Source organism: Paenibacillus sp. FSL M7-0656 (assembly GCF_038003225.1).
Lineage (GTDB): Bacteria > Bacillota > Bacilli > Paenibacillales > Paenibacillaceae > Paenibacillus > Paenibacillus amylolyticus.
In genome coordinates, this window is record NZ_JBBOOT010000001.1 from 218099 (window position 1) to 232836 (window position 14738).

At 45.2% G+C, this 14738-nt stretch carries 15 protein-coding genes and 1 riboswitch; all 15 genes read left to right on the plus strand.

Annotation, left to right across the window (positions count from 1 at the left end; translation table 11 throughout):
* Window positions 1–19 precede the first annotated feature (19 nt).
* The 15 genes from MHI01_RS00895 to MHI01_RS00965 all read left to right on the plus strand — a co-directional run bounded on the left by MHI01_RS00895 (window position 20) and on the right by MHI01_RS00965 (window position 14724).
* A complete protein-coding gene (locus MHI01_RS00895) occupies window positions 20–733 on the plus strand; it encodes a hypothetical protein (protein ID WP_340982283.1) in 714 nt (237 codons plus the stop codon).
* On the plus strand, window positions 730–1560 hold the full coding sequence (locus tag MHI01_RS00900; protein WP_047843391.1) for a hypothetical protein: 831 nt from the start codon (window positions 730–732) through the stop codon (window positions 1558–1560). Before MHI01_RS00895 ends, MHI01_RS00900 begins: the two co-directional genes overlap by 4 nt.
* 7 nt (window positions 1561–1567) lie before the next feature.
* Window positions 1568–3394: an ATPase, T2SS/T4P/T4SS family gene (locus MHI01_RS00905; RefSeq protein ID WP_339282958.1), complete on the plus strand. Its 1827-nt coding sequence runs from the start codon at window positions 1568–1570 to the stop codon at window positions 3392–3394.
* Entirely contained in the window at window positions 3384–5450 is a 2067-nt protein-coding gene (locus MHI01_RS00910; RefSeq protein ID WP_445744885.1) for a hypothetical protein, read from the plus strand. Before MHI01_RS00905 ends, MHI01_RS00910 begins: the two co-directional genes overlap by 11 nt.
* Window positions 5451–5512: 62 nt before the next feature.
* Window positions 5513–5998, plus strand: coding sequence for a hypothetical protein (locus MHI01_RS00915; RefSeq protein ID WP_036673846.1), 486 nt, complete (start codon window positions 5513–5515; stop codon window positions 5996–5998).
* A 16-nt stretch (window positions 5999–6014) separates the two neighbouring features.
* Complete coding sequence (locus MHI01_RS00920; protein ID WP_282321096.1) at window positions 6015–6413, plus strand: hypothetical protein; 399 nt, start codon at window positions 6015–6017, stop codon at window positions 6411–6413.
* Window positions 6410–6961, plus strand: coding sequence for a hypothetical protein (locus tag MHI01_RS00925; RefSeq protein ID WP_340982285.1), 552 nt, complete (start codon window positions 6410–6412; stop codon window positions 6959–6961). The genes MHI01_RS00920 and MHI01_RS00925 overlap by 4 nt, the downstream gene beginning before the upstream one ends.
* Window positions 6948–7931: a hypothetical protein gene (locus tag MHI01_RS00930; RefSeq protein WP_340982286.1), complete on the plus strand. Its 984-nt coding sequence runs from the start codon at window positions 6948–6950 to the stop codon at window positions 7929–7931. Before MHI01_RS00925 ends, MHI01_RS00930 begins: the two co-directional genes overlap by 14 nt.
* Before the next feature lie 138 nt (window positions 7932–8069).
* On the plus strand, window positions 8070–9620 hold the full coding sequence (locus MHI01_RS00935) for an ABC-F family ATP-binding cassette domain-containing protein (protein ID WP_036613631.1): 1551 nt from the start codon (window positions 8070–8072) through the stop codon (window positions 9618–9620).
* A 75-nt stretch (window positions 9621–9695) separates the two neighbouring features.
* Window positions 9696–9805: riboswitch (TPP riboswitch) on the plus strand.
* Window positions 9806–10031: 226 nt separating this feature from the next.
* The gene (locus tag MHI01_RS00940) at window positions 10032–10694 is read left to right on the plus strand and encodes a thiamine phosphate synthase (RefSeq protein ID WP_340982287.1); all 663 of its coding nucleotides are present in this window, start codon (window positions 10032–10034) and stop codon (window positions 10692–10694) included.
* Window positions 10695–10711: 17 nt separating this feature from the next.
* A complete protein-coding gene (gene thiO / locus MHI01_RS00945) occupies window positions 10712–11884 on the plus strand; it encodes a glycine oxidase ThiO (RefSeq protein ID WP_340982288.1) in 1173 nt (390 codons plus the stop codon).
* Complete coding sequence (gene thiS, locus MHI01_RS00950) at window positions 11881–12084, plus strand: sulfur carrier protein ThiS (RefSeq protein ID WP_340982289.1); 204 nt, start codon at window positions 11881–11883, stop codon at window positions 12082–12084. The genes thiO and thiS overlap by 4 nt, the downstream gene beginning before the upstream one ends.
* Window positions 12085–12086: 2 nt before the next feature.
* The gene (locus tag MHI01_RS00955; protein WP_340984812.1) at window positions 12087–12854 is read left to right on the plus strand and encodes a thiazole synthase; all 768 of its coding nucleotides are present in this window, start codon (window positions 12087–12089) and stop codon (window positions 12852–12854) included.
* Window positions 12851–13900, plus strand: a complete 1050-nt coding sequence (locus tag MHI01_RS00960; RefSeq protein ID WP_340982290.1) for a ThiF family adenylyltransferase — start codon at window positions 12851–12853, stop codon at window positions 13898–13900. Before MHI01_RS00955 ends, MHI01_RS00960 begins: the two co-directional genes overlap by 4 nt.
* A gap of 119 nt (window positions 13901–14019) precedes the next feature.
* Window positions 14020–14724, plus strand: a complete 705-nt coding sequence (locus MHI01_RS00965; RefSeq protein WP_051449965.1) for a response regulator transcription factor — start codon at window positions 14020–14022, stop codon at window positions 14722–14724.
* Window positions 14725–14738 lie beyond the last annotated feature (14 nt).

Here is a 14738-nt window from a genome sequence, read left to right on the forward strand (position 1 = left end):
GAAAGGAGTTGTAACATCTATGCATACATGGATCTTTGCGGGTTTATGTGAGAAGAATGATCTGATGTTATATCTTTGCAAGATATTGGCTTCAACAGGCAACAAGGTCCTACTCGTAGATGGAACCTTACAGCAGAAGTATGGGTACGGTGTAGGTGACAGTCAGCAGTCTTTGCGAATTACGGAATTTGAAGGATTTGATATCGCTTGTCATTTTGTTACTTCAGCAGCTGTAGAGAATCATCTTGAAGTAAATGGAGAGCGATTGGACAGTTATGACTATGTGTTATATGACATGGAGACCTCGCATTTTGCTTCACGTAATCTCTGGCTAACCGCTGATGTAAGAGTCTGGGTGAGTGATTATGAGCGTTACAATCTGGAACGTGGCAAGGGATGGTTGACGCGGTTGCTTGAAGAACAGTCATTACCTGGTGAGCTGTCATTTCAGCGGCTCTTAATTAACGGGGTTGACTGCAAGCTTGAAGCTCGTTATCTGTGGGCGTATCTGGAGGGCAGTCCGTTTGTGTGGACAGGAGAATCCTTAGTACTTCCGTGGGATGAGTTAACAGCTGCGGTTAAGCTTGAGAATGAGCATCATCGCCGAGTTCATCTTGGACCTCTGTCACGAAATTACAAAAAATCGTTGTGTCGCGTGGTCGAGCAGTTAACAGGTTGGGAAAGTGTTCGCAGTCGCCGTGCGATGAAAGAAGCAGAGAGGATGAGAGCATGAGCACCATTACCTTTTGGAGCCCTTTTGCAGGAACAGGTTGCACTTCAAGCACATTAATTAGTGCTTATGCGATGGCACTTCACTACAGAACAAGAGTGTTACTTGTTAATGCAGGCCTTGCCGGAACTGGCACAGAAGCTGCTCTACCATCCAAAGATACGGATTCAGCGGATTTTATGTTCTCCTTCGAAGAGGGTGGCTGGGATGCGATTGAACGCCTGCATTCGAGCGGCAGTCTGAATAAGCACAATCTCAGGGATTATACCAAGCCACTTCTGAAGGAAAGACTTGATTTCTTAACCGGAAGAATTGATGAGATGGAACGTTCCCCGCAGGAACATGGTGAGACAGTGAAAAAGCTGCTAAATGTAGCTAACGAGTATTATGATCTGGTTCTTCTGGATGCGGATCATGCTGGTGTTGATTCACAGCTCAAGCTGCAACAGGCGGACTATGTTGTAATTAATCTCGATCAAAATATGCGAAATCTGGAGTTGTTCTTTGAAGAGATCCTGCCAGAACGAATGAACAATAAGAATATACATGTCGTCATTAACAAATACGATTTGCATTCCCGTGCAACGCTTTCCAATATTAAGCGACAGTTCAGATATAAAGGCACGATATCTGCGATACCGTACACAACCGGATACCTGGATGCAATGAATCGGCGAGATGTCGCTAGATACTTGCAGTTGGAAAGTTTGACTGAGGATAAGGATATTCGTAAAGGGAGTTTTGCTGCAAGCATGAGCGAACTCGCTCGCCTGATTATGGACGGTGCAGGTATGCGCACAGTTCTGAAGAGGCTGGAAAGGGGAGCGTGAACCTCCGATGCTCTGGAATACCATATGGATAAGTTTGATTTTGATTCTGTGCCTGACTTATATCTGGTTCAAGTATAGAACGTTTCTTCGTGCAAAGAGTGCTCGTGTTCCTGAACAGGAATCATTCACGATTGACATGTTGATTGAGAAGGTGAAGAACTCACTTCATGAGCTTAGTCATAGTCAGCTCGCGGATGCGGGTCTGCATGAAGAAGAATATCGTCGAAGAATTAATCAGCGTGCCGAGATGAGAAAAGCACTGAAGGGCTGTGTCTCAGGCAGTATCAGCGACAAAACGTATGTCAAAAATCTGATAGGGGATCTCCTGACCCGAAGCATAGGGCTGAACAAATCAAATGTAGATGAAGTTATTTTGTTTGCAGAACCAGATTTGCTGACGATCCAGGACCGATTCGAAATTGTATTTTATCTGTACCGACAGCAATTCGGTGTGGATGCACTCTCCCGAATGATTGATACCTACGATCTTGGCAGACTGAGAATGGAGGAAGGTACGGACGATGGAGGAAGTTATTATATTTCTGAGGAGGATATTCAGTATGTGTTCGAGTGCGAATATCGAGAGCTTGGATTCAGAGAAAAGACGGATATCATCGTGCAACGTATCTACCAACATTATAAAGGATTCTCGGTTGTTGATGAGATAAGGGACCAACGTATTGACGGTGTTAGTGGTGGTGTCAGCGGTATGCTTGATGCTGTTCATAATATGGGACTTCGAAAACCGGCATCATGGAATGATTTGCTGGATCAAGGACTGGAGGATAATGCACATGAAGAACCGCTTAGCGGCATGGAAAGTGTCTGGATTTTCTATAAAGGTAAGTCCATTCATCTATCCTTTCTGTCCTTCGGCAGTATTCGTGAACTGAAAAGGGTATGCCAGAATATATACAAATACAATTACCCCGGACAGTTGTCGGAAGCAAGTGGATACAAGGTGAACGAGATGAAAGACGGCTCCCGTGTCGTTGTTGTTAGACCTCCTTTTGCAGAATCGTGGGCGTTCTTCGTCCGGAAGTTCGATATTCCGAATGCTTCACTTGAACAGTTAATTACGGGTAACAACGCAGATCTGCCAATTACATTGCTTCAATACCTGATGAAAGGAAGCCGGATCACAGCTGTGACCGGGGCACAGGGTTCTGGTAAAACAACGTTGCTTATGGCTATGGTCAAACACATCTATGCATCGTACACCCTTCGGGTGCAGGAAATGGCGTTTGAACTTCAATTAAGACGGATCTATAGTCGGCGTAATATTTTGAGTTTCCGAGAAACCGAACACATTTCAGGTCAACAAGGGCTTGATTTGCAGAAAAAAACGGATGGTACCGTCAATATTCTCGGTGAGGTTGCGAGTGATGAGGTGGCCGCATGGATGATTCAAATGTCTCAGGTTGCCAGTCTGTTCACCCTGTTTACCCACCATGCCAAAACGTTTCGTGATCTGGTCTTCTCCCTCCGTAATTCCTTGCTCAAGACAGGTATGTTCCAGCATGAGCATATTGCTGAGGAGCAGGTTGTGAGTGTAATCAACTTCGATGTTCATATGAAGAAAGATGCTGAAGGACGAAGATATATCGAACGAATTACGGAGTGTCTTCCTCGTGCGAATCAAGGTGATAGCGTGGAAGAGAGGGCAGGTTTTACATTTCATAATGTTGTGGAGTACAGAGATGGAGCGTATGTTGCAACAGCTCCAATCTCTTCTGGAAGCATGGTGGATATGCGAGAACAGATGACATTAAAGGATGCCGAGAAGTTTGAACAGTTTATGAAGCAACACTGGGGTGATCAGAATGACAATTAAATGGATTCTGCTCCTCGTATTAAGTATTTGTGCAGGGGGGTTGCTGATTACACTTCTGGTTTTAAGTATGTTACGTCACAGAGGAGGTGGTTCAACAAGTCAATCCGGCGTGATTTTTGTTCCTAGCGGGAAGGGATTCAAAGGACTGGGATCAATCTTGTTGCAGTCCTACCGTCTTGGAATGAAAGTGCCATTGCTATCAGCTTATATTCTACAGGTGCAGAAACGTATTTCATTCCGCCATGTTGGGGATGAGCCCTCACTTCGCAGGCTGACGATGACAGTGGTTCTAATTATTCTTGGAGGTTATGGCGGCATAAGTGTCATTCTGTTTCTTCTGCAGCCGGGTATCGCTTTTGTAATACTGTCCGTGCTCTGTGCTGTGGTACTAAACAGCCTGGTATTGGATATGTGCCTTAGTCGTATGGAGAAAAGGTTGCTGGTGCAGATGTTGGATCTCTTTGCAGATGTAAGGCATCGGTATCATCAGCATGGCATGGTTGAGGAAGCACTCTATGAAGCCGCTGAAGCAGGTACAGGAGAAGCAGCAGAACAAGTAAGACTGATCTACGAAGCTCTAACTTCTCCAGATCCAAATGAAGCACTTGAGCGTTATTATGAAGTGGCTCCCAACCGTTTTCTCAAAGGATTCGCAGGCGTTTCCTATATGGTCATGGAGTTCGGGGATAAGGACAGAGCACAAGGGTCTATCTATCTCAAGGGACTTGGTAATCTGACTCAGGAGATTCATCTGGAGATTTTGCGGCGTGATAAATTGGATTACCTGCTCAAAGGACTTAATATCATCGCGCTCGCTCCGGTATTATTCACCGCTCCGATCGAACGCTGGGCTAGAGTCAGTTTCCCAACGATGGATGAATTTTATCGCAGCAAAATCGGTTTTGTTACCAAAATATCGATCTATGTGATCATCATCCTTGCTTATTTGCTTCTGCAAAGACTCCAGCAATACGATGAGACCCGTTATCGGTCAGGGCATAAGCATTCATGGTTGGATCAGTTTCTGTACAAGCAAATCTTCATACGGAAATTGGCGATGTTGTTTGCAGCAAAACCTGGCAGTGCACAGTACAGTCAAACGATAAGGCTCATGAGGGAGAGCAGTTCAGAGTTGAAATACGAATGGCTTGCCATTCGACGAGTGTTGTTATTCGCAGGTTGTTTGGTCCTTACAATGGGTTGCATCTTGCTGTTGCACCAGGTTGAACGTAACCACATCTTGTATGATCCAATCCGCGATGATCGAATGTTTGGTGCAATGGCTGAAGCGGATCTCAGGAAAGCTGAGGAAAAAACAGCGTTGGATCAATCCGTGCTGGAAAGTGTAGAAATGAACCGAGGAGCTACATACGAAGAAGTCTCCAAAGCGTTACAGCAGTTATCTCCAGTTCAGTTAGACCATGATACCCAGAATGAGACCATCACGCGCATTATGCAGAAACTTGAGGTATATAACAAACAATATGTACGCTGGTGGGAAATGATTATAGCCATTCTCATGGGTGCAGCGGGGTACTACATGCCCGTATGGCTCATGTTATTTCAGCGGAAAATGCGAAGGTTGGATATGCGACATGAAATCTATCAATTCCAGACAGTGATTTCCATTTTACGTGAGATGGACCGGATGTCAGTCGAGGAGATATTGGAGTGGCTTAATCGATTTGCCGTCATTTTCAAGCGCCCGCTGCAAAAATGTTTGTTGCATTTTGAACATGGACCAGAGCTTGCACTTGAACAATTAAAGGAAGAGGCGGGCTTGCCCGAGTTCCAGCGACTAGTTGATAAATTACAGCTTGCCCTTGGCAAAATCTCAATACGTGAAGCCTTCGATGATCTCGAGAGCATGATGGCATTTTATTTTGAACAACGCAAGCAGGAGTACAGCAAAATGATAGATGTCAAAGCATCATGGGGCAGAACCATCGGATTTACACCTATGTACGCCCTTATCTTTTTGTATCTGGTCATTCCATTGGTCGGTATGAGTTTCTTACAGATGAGCATTTATTATGAGCAAATTCAGAAACTGTAGCACAATTCATCTGTGTGACAGTCTGAAATAGTTTAATAACTTATAACTTGGGAGGATTTATCATGAACAATGCATCAAGCGCTTTAAAGGTGGCAGCAGGGATATTCTTAACAATCGCTTTGATCACAATTGTAGTTCTGTTGTTTATTTCGGCTCAGGAGGCAACCAAGACGGCCCAGAACAATTTTGCTGATATCCAAACCGAGTTGTCCCAGGCTGCATTTACGGTATATGACGGAACAACCATCAGTGGATCACAGGTAACGAATGCGCTGCGTAAATATGCGGACAAGGACCAGTTCGGTATTCAAGTTATTACAGGTAAAAATAAAGCGGGTCAATGGTACGGCAATCAATTAAACATTTCACAGGATCTCAATAATGCGGACTACGGCTCGGTTATTGCACCCGACGATAAAGTGGGGATTATTAACCAGACCATGAGTGAAAAAGAAAATCAATATGTCAATCCAAGTGGTAAATTCAAAGCCATTATCGTAAAAGACCGTTCGAACGTGGTAAGAGGGCTGATCTTCCAGCAATCCTGACAGGAGTTGGTTTAACATGTCCCGGAATACACAGCATCTCATGTTGTTTTGTACGGCGGTTGTCCTGTTTGTGACAGCCTGCCTGTACGGGCAACAGAATGTTAAGATTTTATCAGCGGCCTTGAACGACAGAGTACAGACAACAGCAGGCATGGAAGGTCGGCTGACAACAACACTGCATACCACCAATCCGTATCAGTATAGTGGTGCGGAAGTGTTGCATACCGTTAGACAGATGACAGGCACAGGCATTCCTGTGGAGGTAGATGGAACTTCGTATGTGATCGATCCACTTGTCAGCAAAACAGCGACGATTCCTGTCCAGCTCGATGCCACCTACAGACCAGAGTTTATACGAAATGAAACTGGAGAACTGCTCAAGATTGTTTTTTGGAAGGAGGCGAGTGTGAATTGATTAATGCCGCATCCAGGCTGCTTGCCGTATTGCTCGCAGTCCTTCTGCTCTATGTGTACCCAGCTGCTGAAACAGCCGATCGGCAGGATGATATAGCACGTATGACGGCTGTTCAGAATGTAACACGTTTTGTTGATGCTGTTCGAACGAAAGGGTATATTTCACCTCGAATGTTGGCTGAGTTTGAGGAGCAACTGTCCCAGACGGGCAATGTGTATGAGGTGTCGATGGAACATTTACATAAGAAATATGTACCGCACTATATAGACCCGATGGACAATAACAGTTTTAACGGGACCTATGAAGTGGTGCAGGATGGATATTATGCAACTCAGATTCGAGAAAGACTATTCCCATCCTCAGGTGTGATACCGGTTGATGATCCTGGCCGAAGATATACGTTGACGACAGGGGATTTTTTCACCGTGACGCTCCAAAATACAAATCGTACACCTTCCATGCTCATTCGTGAATGGTTGAGTGGCACGGCTCAGGCTTCAGCAGTATTTGTAACATACGGAGGTATGGTCCTCAATGAAGATTACTGAACTATCCATCGTATTTGTGTTGATCTTTTTCCCGCTCTTTTGGATCATCTCACTCCATACGCAAGATGCCGAAGAGGCTCAATATTTTGGTCAACGATACAGATCTGCACTTCAAACCTCAGTCATGGATGCAGGTGCAGTCATGCATCAGAATGAGAAACAAAATGATGAAGCGGGTTATGATTCAACCAAGTTTGTTAAAGCGGACAAAGAGCTTGCCTTGTTAACATTTACGCAGACGATGGCTTTGAATATGGGGATTCAAGACGATCCTGCAGCTATTCGAAACATGTTTAATTACATACCTGCCGTGGTTATTCTGGATTATGATGGCTATTATATGTTGTCCAAAGAAACAGAGATGACGGGTAACCGTGAAGATTCTTTCAGGCAAGTGTGGAGCCCCAAGAAACCTTATACATATTCAGATTCTAATGGTAACAGTATCAACTTTACACTGGATGACTACGTATATGCCTTTGACGCAAGCGCAGGGAGATGGATTGAGGGATTCCAAAAAGAACTGGCTTCAAGCACACAGATTCCTTTACTTCAGAATACCAGCGTATTTGAGCAAGTTAGACAAAGCCGGATTGTGACTACGGTGCAGGATGATCTGGCTGATGTGATTAACCGCCATAATGAGTTTGCCAGAAAAAACGGTATTTCCTATACATTTACAATGCCCCTGATTGCGCAGGAAGATTGGTACAACTCCATTAATGATACAGGGATTATGGCCTTTATCCAAGGTATAGGTGTGGGTGACCAAAAGATCAACAATTATGCGATCGGTGGAGGCAGACTTGTGAAGAAAACGGCCATCGTAGGTGGGGTAGATCCTTTAACGGGTATCAAGTACTACTATCCCTCCACATGTGGTAATGGTTACCGTGCTGAAGAGGTGTTTACAGACGCAAGACAAGCAGCTGCACAAGGCTATTTCGAATATAAATGCTCTAATCGTTAGGGTAGCCTGTATGACAAAATCATGTAAGAGGTTCCTGAACTGTTTACATTACTTTCAGAAAAGACGGGACCTGTGCTAGAATAGGGTTTCGGAACAATAATAAAAGTAATGTCTAATAGATAGGAGCAACCTCATCTTATGAGTTTATTGTCAGTAGAGAACGTAAGTCACAATTTTGGAGATCGCACGTTATTTAAAAATGTATCGTTTCGTTTACTTGCCGGAGAGCGTGTAGGACTTGTTGGTGCCAATGGTGTGGGTAAATCCACATTAATGAACATCCTTACCGGTAAATTGCTTAAAGATAGTGGAAAAGTGGAATGGACACCTAAGGTCCGTTATGGATATCTGGATCAGCACACAAAGCTTACCCCAGGCAAAACCATTCGTGACGTTCTTAAAGATGCATTCCTTCCGTTGCTTGAATTAGAAAAAGAAATGATGAATATAACGGACCAGATGGCAGATGCAGATCCAGATAAGCTGGAGCAGTTGCTGGAAGAGATGGGCGATATTCAGGAACAACTGGAACAGGGCGATTTTTATCTGATTGACGTAAAAGTGGAAGAGATGGCCAATGGTCTTGGTTTGTCCGCAATTGGTCTTGATCGGGATGTCGCAGCTCTAAGTGGTGGGCAACGTACCAAGGTGCTTCTTGCCAAGCTTCTGCTTGAGAAACCTACAGCCCTTTTGCTGGATGAGCCGACCAACTATCTGGATGTAGAACACATTGAATGGTTGTCACGTTACCTGAAGGACTACCCGCACGCTTTTCTGTTAATCTCTCATGACACGGAATTCATGAATGAAGTCGTAAATGTCATTTATCATTTGGAATTTGCCAAATTAACGCGATATGCAGCGAACTATAACAAGTTCCTTGAGATGGCTGATATGAATAAAGCCCAGCATATTGATGCGTACGAGAAACAGCAAGAGTACATCAAGAAACAGGAAGATTTCATTCAGCGTAACAAGGCACGTGCTTCAACTTCTGGTCGAGCGAAGAGCCGGGAGAAGCAACTGGACAGAATTGAACGTATTGATCGTCCAGATGAAGCGGCCAAACCAACGTTCAAATTCAAGGATGCCCGCGCGAGCAGCAAAACGGTCTTTGAGGGCATTGATTTTGAAATTGGATATACGTATCCTTTGCTGCCTAAAATGACAATGACAATTGAACGTGGTGAAAAAATTGCCATCGTAGGTTGTAATGGTGTGGGTAAATCAACACTGCTGAAAACCATCCTGGGAAAAATATCTCCACTCAGTGGAAAGACTTTCTTGGGAGATTATCTCGAAACGGCCTATTTTGAGCAGGAAGTTCGTGCTGGGAATATCACGCCGATTGAGGATGTGTGGAATGAGTTTTCACATTTGACCCAAAATGAAGTCCGGGGTCATCTCGCTCGCTGCGGGTTGAAAAATGAGCACATTACCCGTCCGCTTAACATGCTGAGTGGTGGAGAGCAAGCCAAGGTTCGTCTATGCAAACTCTTGATGCGTGAAAGCAACTGGATTCTATTCGATGAGCCGACGAACCATTTGGATGTCACAGCTAAAGCTGAGTTACAGCGTGCCTTGCAAGAATTCAAGGGAACGGTGTTGCTGGTATCTCATGAACCTGATTTCTACGAGGGTTGGGTTACCAAAACATGGAATGTTGAAGAATGGTCTGAGAAAAACTAGACAATTCAAGCAACGCTTAATAGAAATGAACGGTGACAAAAAAATCCTTCTATGGTAACATAGGCTACAACTTCATATGAACACTAGGGGGGCCGCACGATGTGGCTGAGATGGAAGAATGCGATTCCGGACCCTTTGCACCTGATCTGGATCATACCAGCGTAGGGAAGTGGCGAGCGGGTTTCAGTGAATGACGTGAGCAAATGGCAATTCGAAAGAATTCAACCGTCTTGCTTAGTAAATTGAAACATGCAGTTGCGTGTATAACGTTATGGCTATAAGGTCTATAGCTTTATTGCACGAAATGAACTGTATGTATCAGTCAGTCATCTGGTCCTATAATTAATACGCAGCCACTCCCCTACGGGAGTGGCTTTTTTGTGTTTTCATAGCATTCACGCATGGAAGGAGATGAAAAGTACGGTAATTTCTCATGAACGTGTACACGGATCATTTGAACTGCATGTTGTATCTACGGGTGTAGGGAATCAAGCATCTTTTGTAAAAGTTGCAAAGGACGTTTGGCCATGGGTGGACTACATCCATATACGAGAGAAACAACTCTCGTGGCAACAAAAGATCGGTTGGGCTGAAAGTCTGCGTGGTGTTGGCGTTCCGTCTTGTCGCATCGTTATCAATGGTTCAGAACTGCCACCACAGAATGACATCTATGGCGGTGTACATTGGGGGCAAGAGGCTATACGTAACTACAACCCTGCTGTTATAAGCAATGTCCAGCGAATTCGTCTGGGTGTATCTGTTCATTCAATCGATGAGGCAAAAATCGCTGAAGAACGGGGAGCCGATTACCTTTTCTTCGGGCATGTCTACTCAACCAACAGTAAGCCTGATCTTGAACCAAGAGGATTATATGCTCTGGCTGAAGTGTGCTCTGGTGTCTCCATTCCTGTCATGGCGATTGGGGGCATCGAACCGGGAAACATTCACGCTATTCGCTCTGCAGGCTCACAGGGAGTCGCTGTGATTTCGAATGTATGGGCGAGCGATTCCCCGGATCGAGCCGCTGAATCATTTAGGCAGGCTATCGTTGCTACAGAAAGTTTGAGCCGCTGAATCAAGGAGATGAGAGGATGAAAAAGATCATTACTGATAGACCGGATAAGATTTATGCAGAAACGATTATTGTAGGCGGAGGCGTTGTTGGATGTGCCATTGCGTATGAGCTTGCTTCCCGTGGACAGGATGTGCTGTTACTGGAGCGTTCGGCGATTGCAGGAGGGACTTCTTGCGCAGCGGCTGGGATGCTGGCAGCAGTCAGTGAGGATTTTGCTCATCCTTTGATGGCTAAGCTTGCCAGGCAGAGCAGGCAGTTACTTATCGAGCAACAGGTGCTAATGGCTACACTCAGTGAGGTAGAGACTGGTCTGCAACGCCACGGATTCCTAACTCCTTTTCGTTCATACAGTGAATTAAGTAGTTATAAGGACAATCGGAAGTCTGCGTTGTCTGCTTCTGCTGATGAGGTGTGGTGGGACCGTTCCGTTGTGCAACAGGAGGCATCATGGCTTAACAGAGATACGTATGGAGCCTACTACAGACCTTACGAGAGTGAGATTCTTCCTGTCCATCTAACGAAGGCATATGCTGAATCCGCTCAAGCATTGGGAGCACGGGTTATGGAGGACATACAGGATATACGTGTGCAAGCAAACGAACACGGTGTGCAGGGGATCACCACATCGATCGGTGAGATGAAATGCAAACATGTCATTATAGCGGCTGGATTACAGAGTGAAGAGTTGATGAGACATGTGAATCTGAGCTTGCCTGTGTGGTCGGTAAAAGGTGAAATAGCCGCGGTTCAGTTCTCAGATGAACATGCAGGGTACAGACCTGATAGAACGGTGTATGCAGAGGATATCTATATTGTTCCCAAAGCCAATGGAGAGGTTTGGCTTGGGGCAACCAGTCTGCCAGGCAGAACGGATTTGAACGTTTCTGTACAGGGTGTTCAGAAGCTGCTAACAGCGGCTACCCACTGGGTGCCTGGGATGAAGGAAGCACAATTTATACGAGCGTGGGCAGGCGTAAGACCGGCAACTCCCGATGGACTGCCTTATATAGGTGCTTGCAAGAGTATTCCCGGGTTGTTTGCCGCCTTTGGACATTACCGCAACGGTATCTTGCTTAGTGCGATAACAGGCAGGCTTATCGCTGAGTTGCTCGCTGGCAAAAGCTCAGAAGAACTCGGAATTGAGGCGCTGAGCCCTGAGCGATTGAACAGAAAGGGAGTGGTGCAGTGAATATCATCGTTAATGGTCAACGGATGGAGATTGAAGACAGATTGAATCGTGTGGATAAATTACTCCAATCTTTTGATTTGCAAGTCAAGACTGTAGTTGTAGAGCTGAACAAGCATATTTTAACGCGTGAGCATCATGAAACGACGGCATTAAGAGAAGGCGATCGAATCGAGATTGTACATTTTGTAGGAGGCGGTTGATGATGTTGAACATTGGTAAATATACGTTTGAGTCCAGATTGTTCCTTGGAACAGGTAAGTTTTCGGATCTGGAAGTGCAAAGTCAGGCTGTGGAAGCATCTGAAACGGAAGTTTTGACATTTGCTGTTCGTCGTCTGAATCTGGAAGAGCGTAACCAGAAGCATTTCTTGGATACGTTGGATCTGGATAAATACACACTTCTTCCGAATACGGCAGGGGCTTCCACTGCGGAAGAGGCGGTGCGGATTGCCGAGCTTGCGCGGGCTTCAGGACTTTGTGATATGATAAAAGTCGAAGTCATCGGAGATGGAATGACGTTACTCCCAGATCCGATTGAAACGTACAAGGCTTGCGAAATTTTGCTGGAAAAGGGCTTCACGGTATTGCCTTATATTTCGGATGATGTCATTCTGGCCAAAAGGCTACAATTACTTGGCGTACATGCTGTAATGCCTGGCGCTTCTCCCATCGGAGCTGGTAGAGGTATCATCAATCCATATAACCTTGAGATCATCATTGAGCAGGCCGTTGTACCTGTAATTGTTGATGCAGGATTACGCTCCCCAAAAGATGCTGCTTATGCGATGGAACTTGGGGCCGATGGCGTATTGTTAAATACAGCCGTATCCGGATCAGGGGATCCAGTGAGCATGGCTAAAGCGATGCGATTGGGGGTAGAAGCGGGTAGATTGGCATATGAGGCAGGCATGATTCCCGTAAAGCGTTATGCAGCAGCCAGTAGTCCGGTGGAAGGAATGGTTCATACATGACAGATCAAGTAACATCTTTCGAGCAGGCCGATCGTTATTCCAGACAGGAACGGTACGCGCCACTTGGTAAGGAAGGCCAGGCCAGATTAAAGGGCAGCAGAGTTTTAATTGTAGGCGCTGGCGCACTCGGAACAGGAATTGCAGAAACGTTAGTTCGTTCAGGAGTCGGACACTTAACGATTGTGGATCGTGATTATGTGGAGTGGAGTAACCTGCAGCGGCAGCAATTATATGTAGAACAGGACGCGCTTGAGCGGATACCGAAGGCAATGGCGGCGGAAAAACGTTTATCTGCCATTAATTCCACGGTTCATGTGGAAGGGAAAGTGTTGGACGTCAGAGTAGATGAGTTGGAAGAACTCGTTCAGCATACAGACTTGATCATGGATGCAACGGATAACTTTGATACCCGACTACTTATTAATGATATGGCACAGAAGCACGGTATTCCCTGGATTTATGGTGGATGCGTAGGTAGTTATGGTATTACCTATACATTTATGCCTGGAGATACGCCATGTTTAAATTGTTTGCTGGGTGAAGTCCCTCTGGGTGGAGATACCTGTGATACGTCTGGCATCATACCTCAAGCGGTACAGATGGTAACGGCGAATCAGACAGCAGAAGCGATGAAGTTACTTAGTGGCAATGCAAATGCATTGAGACGTAAGTTATTGTCATTTGACGTGTGGAGGAACGAATACATATCCATCAATGTGGATGGTGCGAAAAAGAAAGACTGTCCTTCCTGCGGTACTTCGGCAACGTATCCATATCTTTCTGCGTCCAATCTGGAGAAAACCGATGTGTTGTGTGGCAGGGACACCGTTCAGATCCGACCTGCACGGCGCATGAATCTGGATCTTCAACAAACAGCGGAACGTCTGGATAGACTTCAAGAAGGAAAAGTAGAATCCAATCCGTTTCTGGTTTCTTTTACAACAGGAGTCCATAGAATGGTTATTTTCCAAGATGGACGTGTCCTCGTACACGGAACAAAAGACACAGCTGAAGCACGTACGCTCGTCCATCGTTACTTTGGTTAAAGCAAGAAAGAAGCAAAGTCTGTTCCCTTGAGGGAATGGACTTTTTCATTTTACGGCATGCTATCTGTACCAACCATTGCTGCGAGCAGTGGGGATAGAGACAGGCCGGGTGAAAAAGAGTGAAAACAGCCATTTTGCTGATTGGAGCAGGAGAGCAGGTCAGCCTTATTCAGGATGTTTTATGTAGCGAAGGGTATGAGGTGCAACGAATGGAGTGGTCCGAACTAAACCAATCCGTCGAGCCTTCGTTGTTGCATATTAACCTGATCATCCTGGTAGACCGGGAAGAGGGGACGAAACATTGTGGCCAGGATCAGAAATTAGAATTAAAACGATGGTTAGATAAAGGTCAGGTTATACCTCTACTGGTTATTACTTCAATTGCATCTCCTCAGTTCATCGTGGAATGGCTGGATTATGGAGCTAATGACGTGATGGAGGAACCGATCCACATGACCGTAATGCTTGCCAGAATACGAAACTTATTGCGTGTTTTTGCGAATGCAACACCAGAGGGCGAAGAAGTAATTGTAGTTCATGATCTTAAAGTGAATTTGCGTTCAAGACGGGTAAATCGTGCGGGTGAATACCTGACATTAACACCAAAAGAGTACGAATTGCTGGAATTTCTGGCCCTGCATGTGAATGAAGCATGTACTCGGAGTGATATTTTGCGGGAAGTATGGGGATATGAGTATGCGATGGATACCAACGTTGTGGATGTGTATATCAAACATCTGAGGGTTAAGGTGGATAAGGGAAGAAGTGTGAAACTGATTCATACTGTGCGTGGGATCGGTTATATGTTGCATGATAAAAATTAGATTACTAGGTTAGT

Excerpts from the sequence above, each read along its gene's own strand:
- MHI01_RS00895 (WP_340982283.1), top strand. The coding sequence starts at position 20 with ATGCATACATGGATCTTTGCGGGTTTATGTGAGAAGAATGATCTGATG.
- MHI01_RS00900 (WP_047843391.1), top strand. The coding sequence starts at position 730 with ATGAGCACCATTACCTTTTGGAGCCCTTTTGCAGGAACAGGTTGCACT.
- MHI01_RS00905 (WP_339282958.1), top strand. The coding sequence starts at position 1,568 with ATGCTCTGGAATACCATATGGATAAGTTTGATTTTGATTCTGTGCCTG.
- MHI01_RS00910 (WP_445744885.1), top strand. The coding sequence starts at position 3,384 with ATGACAATTAAATGGATTCTGCTCCTCGTATTAAGTATTTGTGCAGGG.
- MHI01_RS00915 (WP_036673846.1), top strand. The coding sequence starts at position 5,513 with ATGAACAATGCATCAAGCGCTTTAAAGGTGGCAGCAGGGATATTCTTA.
- MHI01_RS00920 (WP_282321096.1), top strand. The coding sequence starts at position 6,015 with ATGTCCCGGAATACACAGCATCTCATGTTGTTTTGTACGGCGGTTGTC.
- MHI01_RS00930 (WP_340982286.1), top strand. The coding sequence starts at position 6,948 with ATGAAGATTACTGAACTATCCATCGTATTTGTGTTGATCTTTTTCCCG.
- MHI01_RS00935 (WP_036613631.1), top strand. The coding sequence starts at position 8,070 with ATGAGTTTATTGTCAGTAGAGAACGTAAGTCACAATTTTGGAGATCGC.
- MHI01_RS00940 (WP_340982287.1), top strand. The coding sequence starts at position 10,032 with ATGAAAAGTACGGTAATTTCTCATGAACGTGTACACGGATCATTTGAA.
- thiO (WP_340982288.1), top strand. The coding sequence starts at position 10,712 with ATGAAAAAGATCATTACTGATAGACCGGATAAGATTTATGCAGAAACG.
- MHI01_RS00955 (WP_340984812.1), top strand. The coding sequence starts at position 12,087 with ATGTTGAACATTGGTAAATATACGTTTGAGTCCAGATTGTTCCTTGGA.
- MHI01_RS00960 (WP_340982290.1), top strand. The coding sequence starts at position 12,851 with ATGACAGATCAAGTAACATCTTTCGAGCAGGCCGATCGTTATTCCAGA.